This is a genomic window from Leptospira sanjuanensis, assembly GCF_022267325.1.
Taxonomy (GTDB): Bacteria; Spirochaetota; Leptospiria; order Leptospirales; family Leptospiraceae; genus Leptospira; species Leptospira sanjuanensis.
The window spans coordinates 598,016-612,786 of sequence record NZ_JAIZBG010000001.1 but is presented as its reverse complement, the minus strand read 5'-3'; the positions used below and the strand labels follow the sequence as shown (position 1 = coordinate 612,786).

At 46.2% G+C, this 14,771-nt stretch carries 10 protein-coding genes; 9 read left to right on the top strand and 1 reads right to left on the bottom strand.

Annotated elements, in window-relative coordinates; genetic code table 11:
- The first annotated feature begins 84 nt into the window (after positions 1-84).
- The gene (locus LFX25_RS02880) at positions 85-1,302 is read left to right on the top strand and encodes an aspartate kinase (protein WP_238731483.1); all 1,218 of its coding nucleotides are present in this window, start codon (positions 85-87) and stop codon (positions 1,300-1,302) included.
- 286 nt (positions 1,303-1,588) lie between these two features.
- On the opposite strand, the gene LFX25_RS02875 is transcribed toward LFX25_RS02880, so the two are convergent.
- Positions 1,589-1,996 (bottom strand): hypothetical protein, encoded by a 408-nt coding sequence (locus LFX25_RS02875; protein ID WP_238728789.1) that lies wholly within the window; start codon positions 1,994-1,996, stop codon positions 1,589-1,591.
- Between the two features lie 442 nt (positions 1,997-2,438).
- Between LFX25_RS02875 and LFX25_RS02870 the strand changes: the two genes are divergently transcribed.
- The 8 genes from LFX25_RS02870 (at position 2,439) to LFX25_RS02835 (ending at position 14,687) form a co-directional block, all read left to right on the top strand.
- On the top strand, positions 2,439-4,526 hold the full coding sequence (locus LFX25_RS02870) for a methyl-accepting chemotaxis protein (RefSeq protein WP_238728787.1): 2,088 nt from the start codon (positions 2,439-2,441) through the stop codon (positions 4,524-4,526).
- A gap of 11 nt (positions 4,527-4,537) precedes the next feature.
- A complete protein-coding gene (locus LFX25_RS02865) occupies positions 4,538-6,616 on the top strand; it encodes a methyl-accepting chemotaxis protein (RefSeq protein ID WP_238728785.1) in 2,079 nt (692 codons plus the stop codon).
- Positions 6,617-6,799: 183 nt separating this feature from the next.
- The gene (locus LFX25_RS02860) at positions 6,800-8,878 is read left to right on the top strand and encodes a methyl-accepting chemotaxis protein (protein WP_238728784.1); all 2,079 of its coding nucleotides are present in this window, start codon (positions 6,800-6,802) and stop codon (positions 8,876-8,878) included.
- A gap of 80 nt (positions 8,879-8,958) precedes the next feature.
- The gene (locus tag LFX25_RS02855; protein WP_406600472.1) at positions 8,959-9,990 is read left to right on the top strand and encodes a putative peptidyl-prolyl cis-trans isomerase; all 1,032 of its coding nucleotides are present in this window, start codon (positions 8,959-8,961) and stop codon (positions 9,988-9,990) included.
- A 49-nt stretch (positions 9,991-10,039) separates the two neighbouring features.
- A complete protein-coding gene (locus tag LFX25_RS02850; RefSeq protein ID WP_238728783.1) occupies positions 10,040-11,584 on the top strand; it encodes a spiro-SPASM protein in 1,545 nt (514 codons plus the stop codon).
- Complete coding sequence (locus LFX25_RS02845; RefSeq protein WP_238728782.1) at positions 11,559-13,241, top strand: glycosyltransferase family protein; 1,683 nt, start codon at positions 11,559-11,561, stop codon at positions 13,239-13,241. The genes LFX25_RS02850 and LFX25_RS02845 overlap by 26 nt, the downstream gene beginning before the upstream one ends.
- 146 nt (positions 13,242-13,387) lie before the next feature.
- The gene (locus tag LFX25_RS02840) at positions 13,388-14,179 is read left to right on the top strand and encodes a TetR/AcrR family transcriptional regulator (protein ID WP_238728781.1); all 792 of its coding nucleotides are present in this window, start codon (positions 13,388-13,390) and stop codon (positions 14,177-14,179) included.
- Between the two features lie 34 nt (positions 14,180-14,213).
- Positions 14,214-14,687, top strand: coding sequence for a DUF1801 domain-containing protein (locus LFX25_RS02835; RefSeq protein WP_238728780.1), 474 nt, complete (start codon positions 14,214-14,216; stop codon positions 14,685-14,687).
- Positions 14,688-14,771 lie beyond the last annotated feature (84 nt).

The window sequence follows — 14,771 nt, the reverse complement described above, 5'->3', positions numbered from 1 at the left end:
CGAAACCCTCTTTCCAAAATCGGAGAATCAAAATCGAATTCTCTTGATCCCCCGCCCTGAAAGAAAATCATGACTGTTAAGGTTATGGCAAATATCATCGTTCAAAAATACGGCGGAACTTCCGTGGGAACCCCGGAAAGAATCCAGAACGTTGCAAAAAGAATCAAGTCTTACCACGACAAAGGACAACAGGTCGCAGTCGTGGTTTCCGCGATGGGACATACCACGGACGAACTCGTGGACCTCGCCGCAAAAATTTCAACGAATCCTCCGAAACGGGAAATGGATATGCTCCTCTCAACGGGCGAGCAAATTTCCACGGCGCTTCTCGCCATGGCTCTTTGGGAAATCGGAGTTCCCGCGACTTCGTTTACGGGCTCTCAAATCAAACTTCTTACCGATGGAAATTTCTCGAACGCAAAGATCAAAGAAATCGATCGATCCAAAATCGATAACGCATTCAAAGAAGGCAAGGTCGTCATCATCGCGGGATTTCAAGGAATCGACGCGGACGAAAACATCACCACTCTGGGAAGAGGCGGTTCCGACACTTCCGCGGTTGCGGTCGCAGCGGTTCTCGGCGCGAAAGAATGCGAAATTTATACGGACGTCGACGGAGTTTATACCGCCGATCCGAGAGTCGTACCGAACGCAAAAAAACATACGCAGATCACTTACGAAGAGATGCTCGAACTTGCAAGTTTAGGCGCGGGTGTTCTTCATTCCAGAAGCGTGGAGCTGGGAATGAACTACGACGTGGTAATTCACGTCCGCTCCAGCTTCAACGAAAACCAAGGAACTCTCGTAGTAAGCGAGGATAAGATTATGGAAAAATTAAAAGTCAGCGGAGTCACCGCTAAAAGCGATCAAGCAAGAATCACAATCGCGGGGGTTCCCGACAAACCGGGATTAGCCGCGGGACTTTTCGGGGAACTCAGTTCCAAACACATTCTCGTGGACATGATCGTCCAATCTTCTCCGCATAACGGAATCAATACGATCTCCTTTACGATTCCGAAAAAGGACGTTCTCGAAGCGAAGCCGATCCTTCAGGGGTTTTCAAAGTCGCATAACGCGAAAGAACCGGAAATCAACGAAAGTATTGCGATCGTTTCCGCGGTCGGAGTCGGAATGAAATCCCACGTGGGAGTCGCGGCGGGGATGTTTAAAGCGCTCGCGGACAACGGAATCAACATCGAAATGATTTCCACGTCCGAGATCAAAATTTCCTGTGTGATCCCGGAAGATCAGGCGAAAGTAGCGATCAACAAAATTCACGACGTATTCGGTCTTTCGGCATAACCTCGCAATCGATAGAAAGCGAGGCTTGAGTTTTTCTCACTGATTTTTCGAGTGTTCCGACAAGAATGAGATTTTTACTTGCAAAAAGTATGATTTTCTGATAGAGAAAAGTTTACCGAGTCTTCCCACAAACCCACCTCCTCCACCCGAAACGCGGGCGGGGTTCGAAAAATTTCACGGCAGAACCGTCGTACCTCCTACAAATTATCTTTCAATTCAGGGTTTGTGGATAAGGTTACGGTAGAAAGCGAGGTTTGAATTTCGCGATTCTCTTCGTCCGCCGCAATCAGTCTTCTTTTTTCGACTGAAACACGGCGAGCAGTTGTAGAAAAACGAAAATCCAGTGCATAGCCGTCGTCGCGTAGCCCATAGGAAGACTATTGACCGCGATAAAAATTCCCCACATGAGAATATTAGCGGTTCCTAATAAAGCATGAATCGCGACGGCGGTGACATGCCAATATCGTTTCGGTTCCTTTCCGGCGCGGAAAAGAAGAACCCCGAGTATAAAAGCGAGTCCGTGCGCTTCGAACGCTCCGATTCCGATAAATTCCTGACCTTCTAAAAGAAAACGGGCGGGACCCTTTCCGAAAAAAATTCCGAGAACGTCCAAGATGATAAAACCGCCTAGAGACGCGATCATGAGCATCACGCCGTTGATCCGCAATAGGAATACACGCGCAGAAAGCGACATGGTTAAAACCTCCAAAATTTTTTGGAAGGGAACTGGAAAAATCTATCTTTGTGAAAAAAAGAAAACAGTGATAAACCTTTCACTCTAAAATCGAACAAACTCTATCACCGCTTCCCTTTGCTTCTAACGTATCAAAGAATTCGGATCGGACAAGTGAATATCACGAAACGATCGGTGAGTGCCGCTTTTTATTCTCCCGAATTTCTAACTTTCGTGTGAGTTTTGAAAATATGATTTTCAACTTTCCGCCGCCGCAAGATACGTCCTAACTTTCACTCCGGGGAGAAACGAGGTCTATGCGACATAGAAGCCTAAACCGTTCTCTTTACATAAAAACGAATGAATTTTTTATAAGTTAGGAATATTTTGCTCGAACGATTCGTCCCATCCTCTTTTAATCATCTTTTTCTATTTCTCGAGTAACGCTCTCGGAGTTTATACAATGAGCATTCGGTTTCGTATTTCTCTCTATCTTTCCATCGTTTTATTTATCGGCTTCAGCATTCTCGCCGGGATCAACTCATACAGCGCTTATCAGAATCTCAAAAAAGAAGTCATCAACAGCTCGGAGGTCGCGGCGGAGCGCTGGACATTCGAAGTAAAAGACCACTTGGATACGACGATGGCTTTGATCCGAGGCTTCCGCTTCCCACTTATGTTTGCCTCGCCCGATAGAACCGAAGTGATCACTTCCCTTCGGGAAATATTAAAGCGAAATGATAATTTATACGGTGCGAGCGTCGCCTACGAACCCAACGCATACGACGGAAAGGACGCTCAGTTCGTCAATGCGGTCGGACACGATTCCACGGGAAGATTCGTCCCGTATCTTCACAGAGGAAAAACGAACGACGACATCGTTCTCGAACCCTGCAAGTTCTACGATAGCGCCGGTCCGGAAGGCGATTGGTATCAGATTCCAAAAAAGCTAAACGCCCCTTTCGTGACCGATCCGTATTATTACGAAGTCGAAGGCAAGATCAGCATTCTCATGATCTCCCTCACGGTTCCGATCAGCGTGGAGAACCGTTATTACGGGATGGCCGGAATCGATTACCAATTGGAGGAATTACAGAGGCTCATCGGAAATACGAAGCCGTTCCGCGATCAAGGATATGTCGCTCTTATTTCGCCTAAGGGGATTTATGCGGTCAACGGAATCGATCCGAGTCTTGTGGGAAAGACGATTCCCGATAAAGAAGACTTGGAAACGTATCTGAAATCAAACAAAGAAGGAAAGAACTTCAGCGCGTCTTCGAAGGGATACACCCATTACTACTTTCCGTTTCACGTCGGTAAGGATGAAAACTATTGGGTGATGCAGGTCAGCGTTCCCGATTCGATCTATACGAAAGAAGTCTTGAGCATTCTATTCAAAAGTTTCTTAACCGCGATTTTGATTTTGATTTCGGTTTTGATTTGCCTCAGTTTCATATTCCAAAAATTGATTACGTCCGGTCTGTTGAAAGCCATCGGCTTTTCGGAAGAAATCGCAAAAGGAAATCTCGTCGCGGAAAAAACCTATCAACGTCAGGACGAAATCGGCATTCTTCTAGATTCCATGAACGTGATGCGGGAAAATCTTCTCAAGGTCGTGCGTGAGATCGGAGGATCGGCTAACGTGCTCAAAGGAACTTCCGAAAAGATGGCGGATTCTTCCAGAAATTTTTCTGATGTCGCACAAACACAAGCCTCCGCAGCGGAAGAATCTTCGGCGGCAGTAGAAGAACTCGCAGCCTCCGCTCAAAACGTAGGTAAGTCCATGGAAAAAGCGGTTTCCAGTATGAAAGAGATCGACGGGAACGTGGATCGTCTCAAAGAACAAATCGTTAACATCAATCGGGAAATGCAGGACTTGGTACGCTTAGCCGCCGAGTCCAAAGAACAAGGAGTCACGGGGGAGAATGCAATGGTCGCCTCTACCAGCGCAATGGCCGCGATCGGTGACAGCGCTTCCCGAATCACAGAAATTCTTTCCATCATCACTGAAATCTCGGAAAAAACAAATCTTCTCGCATTGAACGCCGCCATCGAAGCCGCAAGAGCAGGAGAAGCGGGAAAAGGATTTGCGGTCGTCGCCGAAGAGATCGGAAAACTCGCTTCCCAAACTTCCACAAGTGTTCAAGAAATCGGGGCGCTTGTAAACTCAACGAACAATGCCGTATTAAACGGAAATACGAAAGTTTCCGAAGCTTCCAACGTCTTGAAAAAACTCAGAGAACAGGTAGAAGAATTCGATCGTTACGCGAAGAACGTTCTCACTTCCGTGAAAACCCAGGAAGAGAATACGAAGGAAATCTCGCAGAGTGCGAACGAACTCATGACGTTCAGCTTGCAGATCGAAGAAGCCGTCCTCGAACAAAAACGTGCAACGGACGAAATCACGAAAACGATCGTGAGCATATCCGATGGAACACAGGAAATCGCGGCCGGAGCGGACGATCTTACCTCATTCTCCGCCGAAATGCACGGACAAGCGGAACAATTAGGACAACTCATCGGCAAGTTTCAAACAACGGATTCGGAATAGGAGCAAACAACATGAGCATTCGCACTCGAATTTCTTTATATCTCGCAATCGTTCTGTTTATCGGTTTTTCCGTTCTTGCGGTCATCAACTCGATCAGCTCGTACCAAAATCTGAAAGAAGAAGTAGAAGGAAGCTCCAAGCTGACAGCCGAACGCTGGTCCCTCGAAGTGAAGGACATTCTCGATTCGACGATGTTCTATGTAAGAGGATTTCGTTCTCCTTTGATGTTCACTTCTCCTCCGAGAGGAGCGATCATAGACTCGATGAAGGAAGTATTAAACCGAAATGCGAACTTCTATGGAATTTGGCTCGTGTATGAACCGAACGCATACGAAGGTCAAGACGCCAAGTTCGCGAATACTCCCGGTCACGACTCGACGGGAAGATTTGTTCCTTACGTTCATCAAACGAAAGAAAAGAATAAACTCGCTTTGGAAGCGGGTGTCGGTTACGAAAATACGGACGGCACAGGAGACTTCTATCAAATTCCGAAAAAGAAAAACGCATATCTCGTGACCGATCCGTACTCGTATACGGTCGTAGGCGGAGAACAGATTTTGATGATTTCCGTCGTAGCGCCGATCAGCGTGGAAGGAACATTCCGAGGAGCGTGCGGGATCGATCTTACGATCGCGGATCTCCAAAAGAAATTCGGAGACGTAAAACCCTTTCGCCAACAAGGATACGTAACGTTGCTTTCGCCTAAGGGGATTTATGCGGTCAACGGAATCGATCCGAGTCTTGTGGGAAAGACGATTCCCGATAAAGAAGACTTGGAAACGTATCTGAAATCAAACAAAGAAGGAAAGAACTTCAGCGCGTCTTCGAAGGGATACACCCATTACTACTTTCCGTTTCACGTCGGTAAGGATGAAAACTATTGGGTGATGCAGGTCAGCGTTCCCGATTCGATCTATACGAAAGAAGTCTTGAGCATTCTATTCAAAAGTTTCTTAACCGCGATTTTGATTTTGATTTCGGTTTTGATTTGCCTCAGTTTCATATTCCAAAAATTGATTACGTCCGGTCTGTTGAAAGCCATCGGCTTTTCGGAAGAAATCGCAAAAGGAAATCTCGTCGCGGAAAAAACCTATCAACGTCAGGACGAAATCGGCATTCTTCTAGATTCCATGAACGTGATGCGGGAAAATCTTCTCAAGGTCGTGCGTGAGATCGGAGGATCGGCTAACGTGCTCAAAGGAACTTCCGAAAAGATGGCGGATTCTTCCAGAAATTTTTCTGATGTCGCACAAACACAAGCCTCCGCAGCGGAAGAATCTTCGGCGGCAGTAGAAGAACTCGCAGCCTCCGCTCAAAACGTAGGTAAGTCCATGGAAAAAGCGGTTTCCAGTATGAAAGAGATCGACGGGAACGTGGATCGTCTCAAAGAACAAATCGTTAACATCAATCGGGAAATGCAGGACTTGGTACGCTTAGCCGCCGAGTCCAAAGAACAAGGAGTCACGGGGGAGAATGCAATGGTCGCCTCTACCAGCGCAATGGCCGCGATCGGTGACAGCGCTTCCCGAATCACAGAGATTCTTTCCATCATCACTGAAATCTCGGAAAAAACAAATCTTCTCGCATTGAACGCCGCCATCGAAGCCGCAAGAGCAGGAGAAGCGGGAAAAGGATTTGCGGTCGTCGCCGAAGAGATCGGAAAACTCGCTTCCCAAACTTCCACAAGTGTTCAAGAAATCGGGGCGCTTGTAAACTCAACGAACAATGCCGTATTAAACGGAAATACGAAAGTTTCCGAAGCTTCCAACGTCTTGAAAAAACTCAGAGAACAGGTAGAAGAATTCGATCGTTACGCGAAGAACGTTCTCACTTCCGTAAAAACCCAGGAAGAGAATACGAAGGAAATCTCGCAGAGTGCGAACGAACTCATGACGTTCAGTTTGCAGATCGAAGAAGCCGTCCTCGAACAAAAACGTGCAACGGACGAAATCACGAAAACGATCGTGAGCATATCCGATGGAACACAGGAAATCGCGGCCGGAGCGGACGATCTCACCTCATTCTCCGGAAACATGCACGGACAAGCGGAAAACTTAGGGCAACTCATCGGTAAATTCAAAACGAATTGAAAAAAGATGCGGATACGTTAGGTCGAGAACGTACCGAAAGAGCTCGTTCTTAGTTTTTATAAGATTATCGTAAATTATAATTCTAAGTCCACGAATCCTTAAGGGATGAATATTTGAATTGATAGAATTCTATTTTTCGATACAATAACTTTTCCCAATTCGGCGGTTAAAAGGTAGAACGATATGAGTATTCGAGTTCGCATTTCATTGTATTTATCGATTGTGTTGTTTATCGGTTTTTCCATTCTTGCGGCGATCAATTCCGTTACTTCGTATCAAAATCTTAAAGCGGAAGTTGAAAATAATTCCGCGATCACATCCGAACGTTGGTCTTTGGAAGTGAAAGACATTCTTGATTCAGCGATGTTCTATGCGAGGGGATTTCGCTCTCCTCTGATTTACACGTCTCCTCCTAGAAACGAAATCATCGGTTCCATCCGCGAAGTTATCGAACGAAATCCTTCCTTCTTTGCGCTTTGGCTCGTGTACGAACCGAATCTTTACGACGGAAAAGACGCGCAATTCCGCAATGCGGTCGGACACGACTCAAGCGGAAGATTCGTTCCCTACGTCTATCAATCCGGTGAAAAAGGAAAAGCCAAGATCGAGGCGAGCGTCGGCTATGAAAACACGGACGGGACCGGGGACTTCTATCAAATTCCGAAAAAGAACAACACCTACTTCGTTTCAGAACCCTATCGTTATAAATCCAGAAACGTCGATACGATGATGCTTTCCATCGTCGCTCCGATCAGTAAGGACGGTTTTTTCAGAGGCGCTTGCGGGATCGATCTCAAAGTCGAAGAGCTTCAAAAGAAATTCGGAGAAGTAAAACCGTTTCGGCAACAAGGTTATATGGCTTTGATTTCTCCGAGCGGCTTGTATACGGTAAACGGAAAGGACGTAAAGCTGATCGGAAATAAAATTCCGGACAAGGAAGAACTCGAGCACTTCCTGAAGAAAAGTCAGGAAGGAAAAAACTTCACGTTCAACTCGGAAGGACATACCCATTACTACTTTCCGTTTCACGTCGGTAAGGACAAACGATATTGGGTGATGCAGGTCAGCGTTCCCGATTCGATCTATCAAAGCGAAGTCTTGACGATTCTTTTTAAAAGTTATATATCCGCGATTTTGATCTTGATTTCGGTTTTGATTTGCCTCAGTTTCATATTCCAAAAATTGATTACGTCCGGTCTGTTGAAAGCCATCGGCTTTTCGGAAGAAATCGCAAAAGGAAATCTCGTCGCGGAAAAAGCGGATCATCATCGTTCGGACGAGATCGGAACTCTTCTTCATTCGATGAATTTAATGCGGGAAAATCTTCTCAAGGTCGTGCGTGAGATCGGAGGATCGGCTAACGTGCTCAAAGGAACTTCCGAAAAGATGGCGGATTCATCCAGAAGCTTTTCCGATGTCGCACAAACACAAGCCTCCGCAGCGGAAGAATCTTCGGCGGCAGTAGAAGAACTCGCAGCCTCCGCTCAAAACGTAGGTAAGTCCATGGAAAAAGCGATTTTCAGTATGAAAGAAATCGACGGGAACGTGGATCGTCTTAAAGAACAAATCGTTAACATCAATCGGGAAATGCAGGACTTGGTACGCTTAGCCGCCGAGTCCAAAGAACAAGGAGTCACGGGGGAGAATGCAATGGTCGCCTCTACCAGCGCAATGGCCGCGATCGGTGACAGCGCTTCCCGAATCACAGAGATTCTTTCCATCATCACTGAAATCTCGGAAAAAACAAATCTTCTCGCATTGAACGCCGCCATCGAAGCCGCAAGAGCGGGAGAAGCGGGGAAAGGATTCGCGGTCGTCGCCGAAGAGATCGGAAAACTCGCTTCCCAAACTTCCACAAGTGTTCAAGAAATCGGGGCGCTTGTGAACTCAACGAACAATGCCGTATTAAACGGAAATACGAAAGTTTCCGAAGCTTCCAACGTCTTGAAAAAACTCAGAGAACAGGTAGAAGAATTCGATCGTTACGCGAAGAACGTTCTCACTTCCGTAAAAACCCAGGAAGAGAATACGAAGGAAATCTCGCAGAGTGCGAACGAACTCATGACGTTCAGTTTGCAGATCGAAGAAGCCGTCCTCGAACAAAAACGTGCAACGGACGAAATCACGAAAACGATCGTGAGCATATCCGATGGAACACAGGAAATCGCGGCCGGAGCGGACGATCTTACGTCATTCTCCGGAAACATGCACGGACAAGCGGAAAACTTAGGGCAGTTAGTAGGAAAGTTCCGAACCAACTAAAATCGAAGAAAAACGGTTGAACCAAGGGATCTTGCCGGGGATCTTACAGATCAAAGGCATTCTTCCCTTTGGAGCCGTTTATGAAACGACAAACATACGCAAAAACGTTCTTCTTTGCAGGGATGTTTGGATTCCTGTTTCTGCACAAACCGGTTCAATCCGCCGAATCTCTCAACCGAGTCATCGCCACCGTGGGAACCGTTTCGATCTCCGAACTGGACCTCGACGACGCGACCGAAAAATACAACCGTCTTCAAAAACACTTAAAACACGAAGACTACCGCAAATCACTTAGAACCAGAGTCATCGACTTTCTCATCGACCGCGCCATCGTGGACGTGATCGCGGAAGAAGAATCCGTTCAGGTCAACGAACAAAGAGTCGAGGCCGAAATCGAAAAACGAATGGAAGTGATGGGAGTCACGAACCGCAAACAATTCGAAAAGGCGATGGAAGGTTCTTCCGGAATGCCTTTCGAACTCTGGGTTACGGAACTTCCGTATCAAATCAAGAAAGGACAGCTTCTCCAGTTAAAAGTGGCCGTGCCTCCTCCGAGCGAAAGCGAAATCAGAAACTGGTATAACCAAAACAAGGACAAAGTCGGTTTTGAAATTCGCTACAGAATCATTGCGGTCGCACCCGACAACGATTCTGTCCAGGAAGAAAATAGACTTTATAAAGAAGTTTCCGAAATCAGAAAGTCCGTCATCTCCGATCCTTCTTCTTTCGCGTTGATCGCGGGATCTCCGAGAAACGATCCGACTCTTCGCGCAAGGAGAGGTTTGGTCGAATGGATTTCTTCCTTTGATCTTTACAAATACAGCAAGGTCACCGCTTCGATCGCAGCCCCTCTTCCCAACGGAGGAGTTTCCGACGTGTTCCGCGACGAAAGAAAACGATACTGCATTTTGAAAATCGAAGGAAAAAGACCGACTCCGATGGAAAACCTGCGCGGTGGAATTCAAAACATTTTGTATCGAGATAAGGAAGAAGACACGTTTCACAAATGGCTGAAAGAAACGAGGGCCGAACTTCCTATCCAAATCTTCGACGACGCATATAGAAAGGAAAATAAGATCCCTCTTCGCGAGGAGACATTCCACCTGGATTGATTTTGCGTATTACGATCTTTCGATATTCGACCGATACTAAATCCGAGCCATGAAATTTCCGATTTCCCATTCTGCCGTATATTTAAACGCGGAAACGTTCGATCTGCTCCGATCCGTTTCCGCGGACGAAAGGGAGAATCTGCTCCGTCTTTCTCTCGATAAATTGGCCTCGGTTCTTCCCGACTCCGCCGTTTTTTTCAATTCATGGCCTTTCTCCGAAACGAAATCTAAATTCAATTCTTTGAATATTCAAATCTTGGAAGAATCTTCCGAGATCGTATTCCTAAAAAAAGTAGCGGCCGCCCTTCCCGATTCCAGAACCGGAGATCCTGATTGGGACGACGCTTCGTTTTTTTATTTTACGGGATTATTTCCCTGTTTGGATACCGACCTGAGCCAAGAAATTTACGAAAGACACGATCGTTATCTTTCTCAGTATTCTTATAGCGAAAATCTTCCCGCCGGAATCGTTCCCACGATCGTATCCAGAGAATTCACGAACGGAATACCCGATGCGACCAAAACGACGGCCCAGGAATATCTCGGCAAAAACATCAACCACTACGACGTCGAAATTTTTTATCACGCACCGGACCTCAGACAATACCGCCTCGACTTCTCCTTGAAAAACAGACGCTCTCTCAACTTAGTGCGCGGCTTTTTAAAAACGAAGGAAGAATGGAGTTATTCCGAAATTCAACCTTGGATTCAGGAACATCCCGAAGTTTTCAGAACCGGCCCTTCGTATCTGGAACTCGAAGTCTATCGAGGCTGCGAATTGAGCTGCAGCTTTTGTCCGAGACAATTCGGATCGAACTATCAGGACGGAACGTCTCTTTCTCCTTCCTTTCTGGAGAATCTCGTGAAACAACAGGAGGAATCTTTTTCCAACGAATACACCGTTTGTTTCGGCGGACTCGGAGAACCCCTTTTGCATCCCGAGTTTCCGAAATTGATCTCGGCGGTTATCGGCGCCTCGTCGCATCTCTTGCAGGAACTGATCATCGAAACCGCGCTTTATACGGATTCGGAAAATACATTCACTTTTTTGAATACTCTTACTCCGGAACAAAAGGAAAAAATCACCTGGATCGTCAATCTCACGACCAACGACGCGGATAAATACGAAAAACTTTACGGCAAAAAGTCCTTAAACAAAGTTCTTTCCAATCTAGACAAACTCGAATCCGTATTTCCGAAAAACCGAATCTATCTTCAGTTCTTAAAAATTCAGGAAGCAGAAGAAGAAGTCGAAACCTGGGTGGACGAAACCGAAAAACGGGGTTACGGAGTCGTACTTCAGAAATACAACCGTTATGCGGGATTGATGCCCGAAAAACGGGTCACCGATCTGACTCCGATCCAGCGGGAATTCTGCTGGCATCTCAACCGGGATCTTTACGTGAACTCTCAGGGGACCGTTTCCGTATGCAAACAGATCCCCACAAAGGAACTCGGAAATCTACATAAAGAAAACCTAATGCAGATTTGGCAAAAGGGCCTGCCTTCGTTCGCAAATTCGCTGAACGGAAAACACGAAACCACGGGCGCGCCCTGTTTGAGTTGCGATGAGTGGTATACGTTCAACGCGTAAGATCTACGCGTTTATCCAAGCTCGAACCGATTCGACAAGACTTCCCGGAAAGGTTCTCAAAGAATTCCCTCCCGGAACGGGAAAAACCCTCATCGATCGGATTCAGGAAAGAATTTCGGCGGTTCTACCCGAAGAACAAATCGTATATTTGATCCCCGACGGGGACGAAGAATTGCGATCGTTCCTGCAATCGAGAAATTACCGTTTTTTTACCGGAGATTTATACGACGTTCGTCAACGTTATATCTCCGCGGCCGAACGTTTTCAGGCGGATCATATCCTTCGTTTAACCGGAGACAATCCGTTTTACGATACGCTTCACTTGGATCAGCTCCTGCAAACATTCCAATTTTCGAATGCGGACCTAGCGTATATAAACGGGCTTCCCTTGGGAATGGGCGGAGAGATTTTTTCCCGAAAGGCTCTCGAGTGGACGCCCGACGTTTTGGAAGAAAGACACAAAGAACACGTAAGTCTTCACATTAAGGAGAATCCGGATCGATTTAGAATTTCAAAACTTTCCTCCCTTTTGACGGAATCGGAAAAAGAACTTCTTCCGATGTTTCGTCTTACGATCGACGAACCGAAGGATTTTGAAACAACGGCTCTCATTTTCGATTCTTTGAACGACGTGAATCCTCTGTTCGGCGCAAGAGAATGTCTGGAACTTTACCAAAAAAACCCGGATATCTTTTCGGGAAACAAGGACGTGGAACAGATTCGTTTTCGAACCCCCTTGTCTTCCGCTGTAGAAACGAAAAAAATCCGAATCGGAGTATTAGCGGGAGATCCGAAAGAATTCGGAAGCGGTCATTTTGAACGTTCGAGAATTCTTTTTTCTCTTTTGTCCGCGGCCTCGTACGAGACGGTCTGGCTTCGGGAATTTCCGAAAGACGATGCGGTGGATCTGCTCGTAGTCGACTCCAGAGACATTCCAATTCCCGCATATTCAAAAACTAGAATTTTTCTTTTGGATCATTTCGGATCGGATCGGGGACGATATCGCCACTACGAGGTTCTTCCTCATCCTTCGATCCGGGAAAGTTTCTCCTTGGATAAAATTCTGATCCCGCCTTCTCTTATAAACGTCGAACGTAAGGCGGAATCGTATATCCTTTGTTATGCGGGAAACATAAACTCTCCTTTTACTCGAGAACTGGATTCGTTTCTTTTGTCTTTGATTTCTCCGAACGATACTTCCGCAAAAAACCGATCTGCATCGATCTCGGCCGGACAAACGTCGTCAATGGCTGCGACGGCGGCAAACCCGAATCGTTTGATTCGAATCGGCGGAACTCCGCCTTTGTCGTCGGAGGAAATCGAATTTTTTCCCAGAGTCTCGAGGTTTCGGTTTCAAAATCTTTTGGCCGAGTCGTCCGGTTTTGTCGGTTATTTCGGTCAGTCGCTTTTTGAGGCGGTCTTTTTGGAAAAGAAGGTTTGTTGTTATTCGATCAGTTCGATTCATTCTTCCCTGGCCCGACTCTGCGAAGAAAAATACGGAATTCCATTTGCGGGAGAATTGGGACAAGCCGACTTCGGGCGCGAAAAGATGCGGAGCGAGGACCAAGTCGCAATGCTTCGTTCGGCTTGGTACGGAGTTTCCGGGGAAGGATATGCGTTATTACTCCGTGAAATCGAGGAGTTTCTCCGTTCTTAAACGAAGGAGTTCCCACATTTCTTGCTCCAACGGAGAAATCCCGGTCCCCATTCAGAAGGAGTTCCCACATTCTTCCGTAAAATTTTTGGTTGACCACGGCGTCCCCACTCTCGGAAAATAGACCGACCGTCGGTCGGTTTTTAGCCATGAAAAAGTTCGCGCAAAACAAACAAAAGGGAAAGGAACGCAGGGACGACATCCTACAATGCGCGCGCGGCTTCTTCTTTACGAAAGGTTACGACAGCACCTCCGTTCACGACATCATCGACGAACTCGGAATCGCCAAAGGAACCTTTTATCATCATTTCAATTCCAAGGAAGAACTTCTCATGGAATTGATCAAATTCATGAGCGACGAACTTACTCAGCAGCTGCTCTCGGATGTGAACGGCCGAAAACCGAAAAACACATTAGATAAACTTAAAATTATTCACGAACTTCATTTCGATTGGGTAAACAAGAATCCGGAGATGGTATTCTTTTTTCTCAAAGCGATTTATTTGCCCGAAAACCAGACCCTCAAAGCGAAACTCGAAAAGGAAATCTTCAAACGGGACGTCGCATTCCTCAAGGACTTGATCGCGGAAGGGCAAAAGGACGGTTCGTTTTCTACGACGATGCCCGCGGAATTCTTGGCGGAGACAATCGTTGCGATGGGAAACGTGCAGAACGAAAAATTCGCGTTCTACATGCTCGGGTTCAACGATATCGATCCCGATTCGATCTATGAGGACTCGAAAAATTCCCACTATCTTTTCTCATCCATTTTAGGAATCAAGAACCCATTCGAGTTTCCGTTTCCAAAAGAAGAATTGAGTTCCGCCGCTGAGAATCTCCGAAAGTTTTCCTTAGAATTTGAAAAACAAAATCAGAACAAAAATAACGCGAAATCGAATCCTCTCAAGTCCGCAAACCGTAAAGGAGGAAAGGCGAAATAGAATTTTTTGGAATTTTATTTTTGACCGAATCGATATGTATCTCTTTTCGTTTATACCCGTTCCCACGTTTATTATGTCCTCGGCGATTCTTCGTTATATCGACAATCTGCCTGAAATTCGCAGGGAAAGAATTCTCGCGATCCGTTCTTGGATCGTGGAAACGTTTCCCGAAATCTTCGAATCGATGCAAAATCATACGCCGACATACAGAGTCGACGACAATTGGATCTCGCTCGTTTCCGAAAAGAATTCCCTGTCGATCTATCTCTGCAAGTCGCAGGCTTTGACCGAACTCAGAAAGAAATTTCCATCCTTGATCGGCGGAAAAGCCCGTTTGAAGATACGCGATACGGATCCGTTTCCTTGGAAGGAAATACGCAGTTCGATCCGGTCCGTGTTAAAATATAAGCCGAAGTCGACGGATCGAAAGGGTGGAATTCTTAACAAAGGAAATTCTTCCTCTAAAAAAACCGCTTTGAGACAAAATACAAGATCGCCTAAAAAGTAAGCTCAAGGTCAATTTTTCCCTTCTCCAAGACGGATCAGTTTGAATCCTCTTGACCCCGGGAAAAAGCAGGAAAACCTGTTTTTA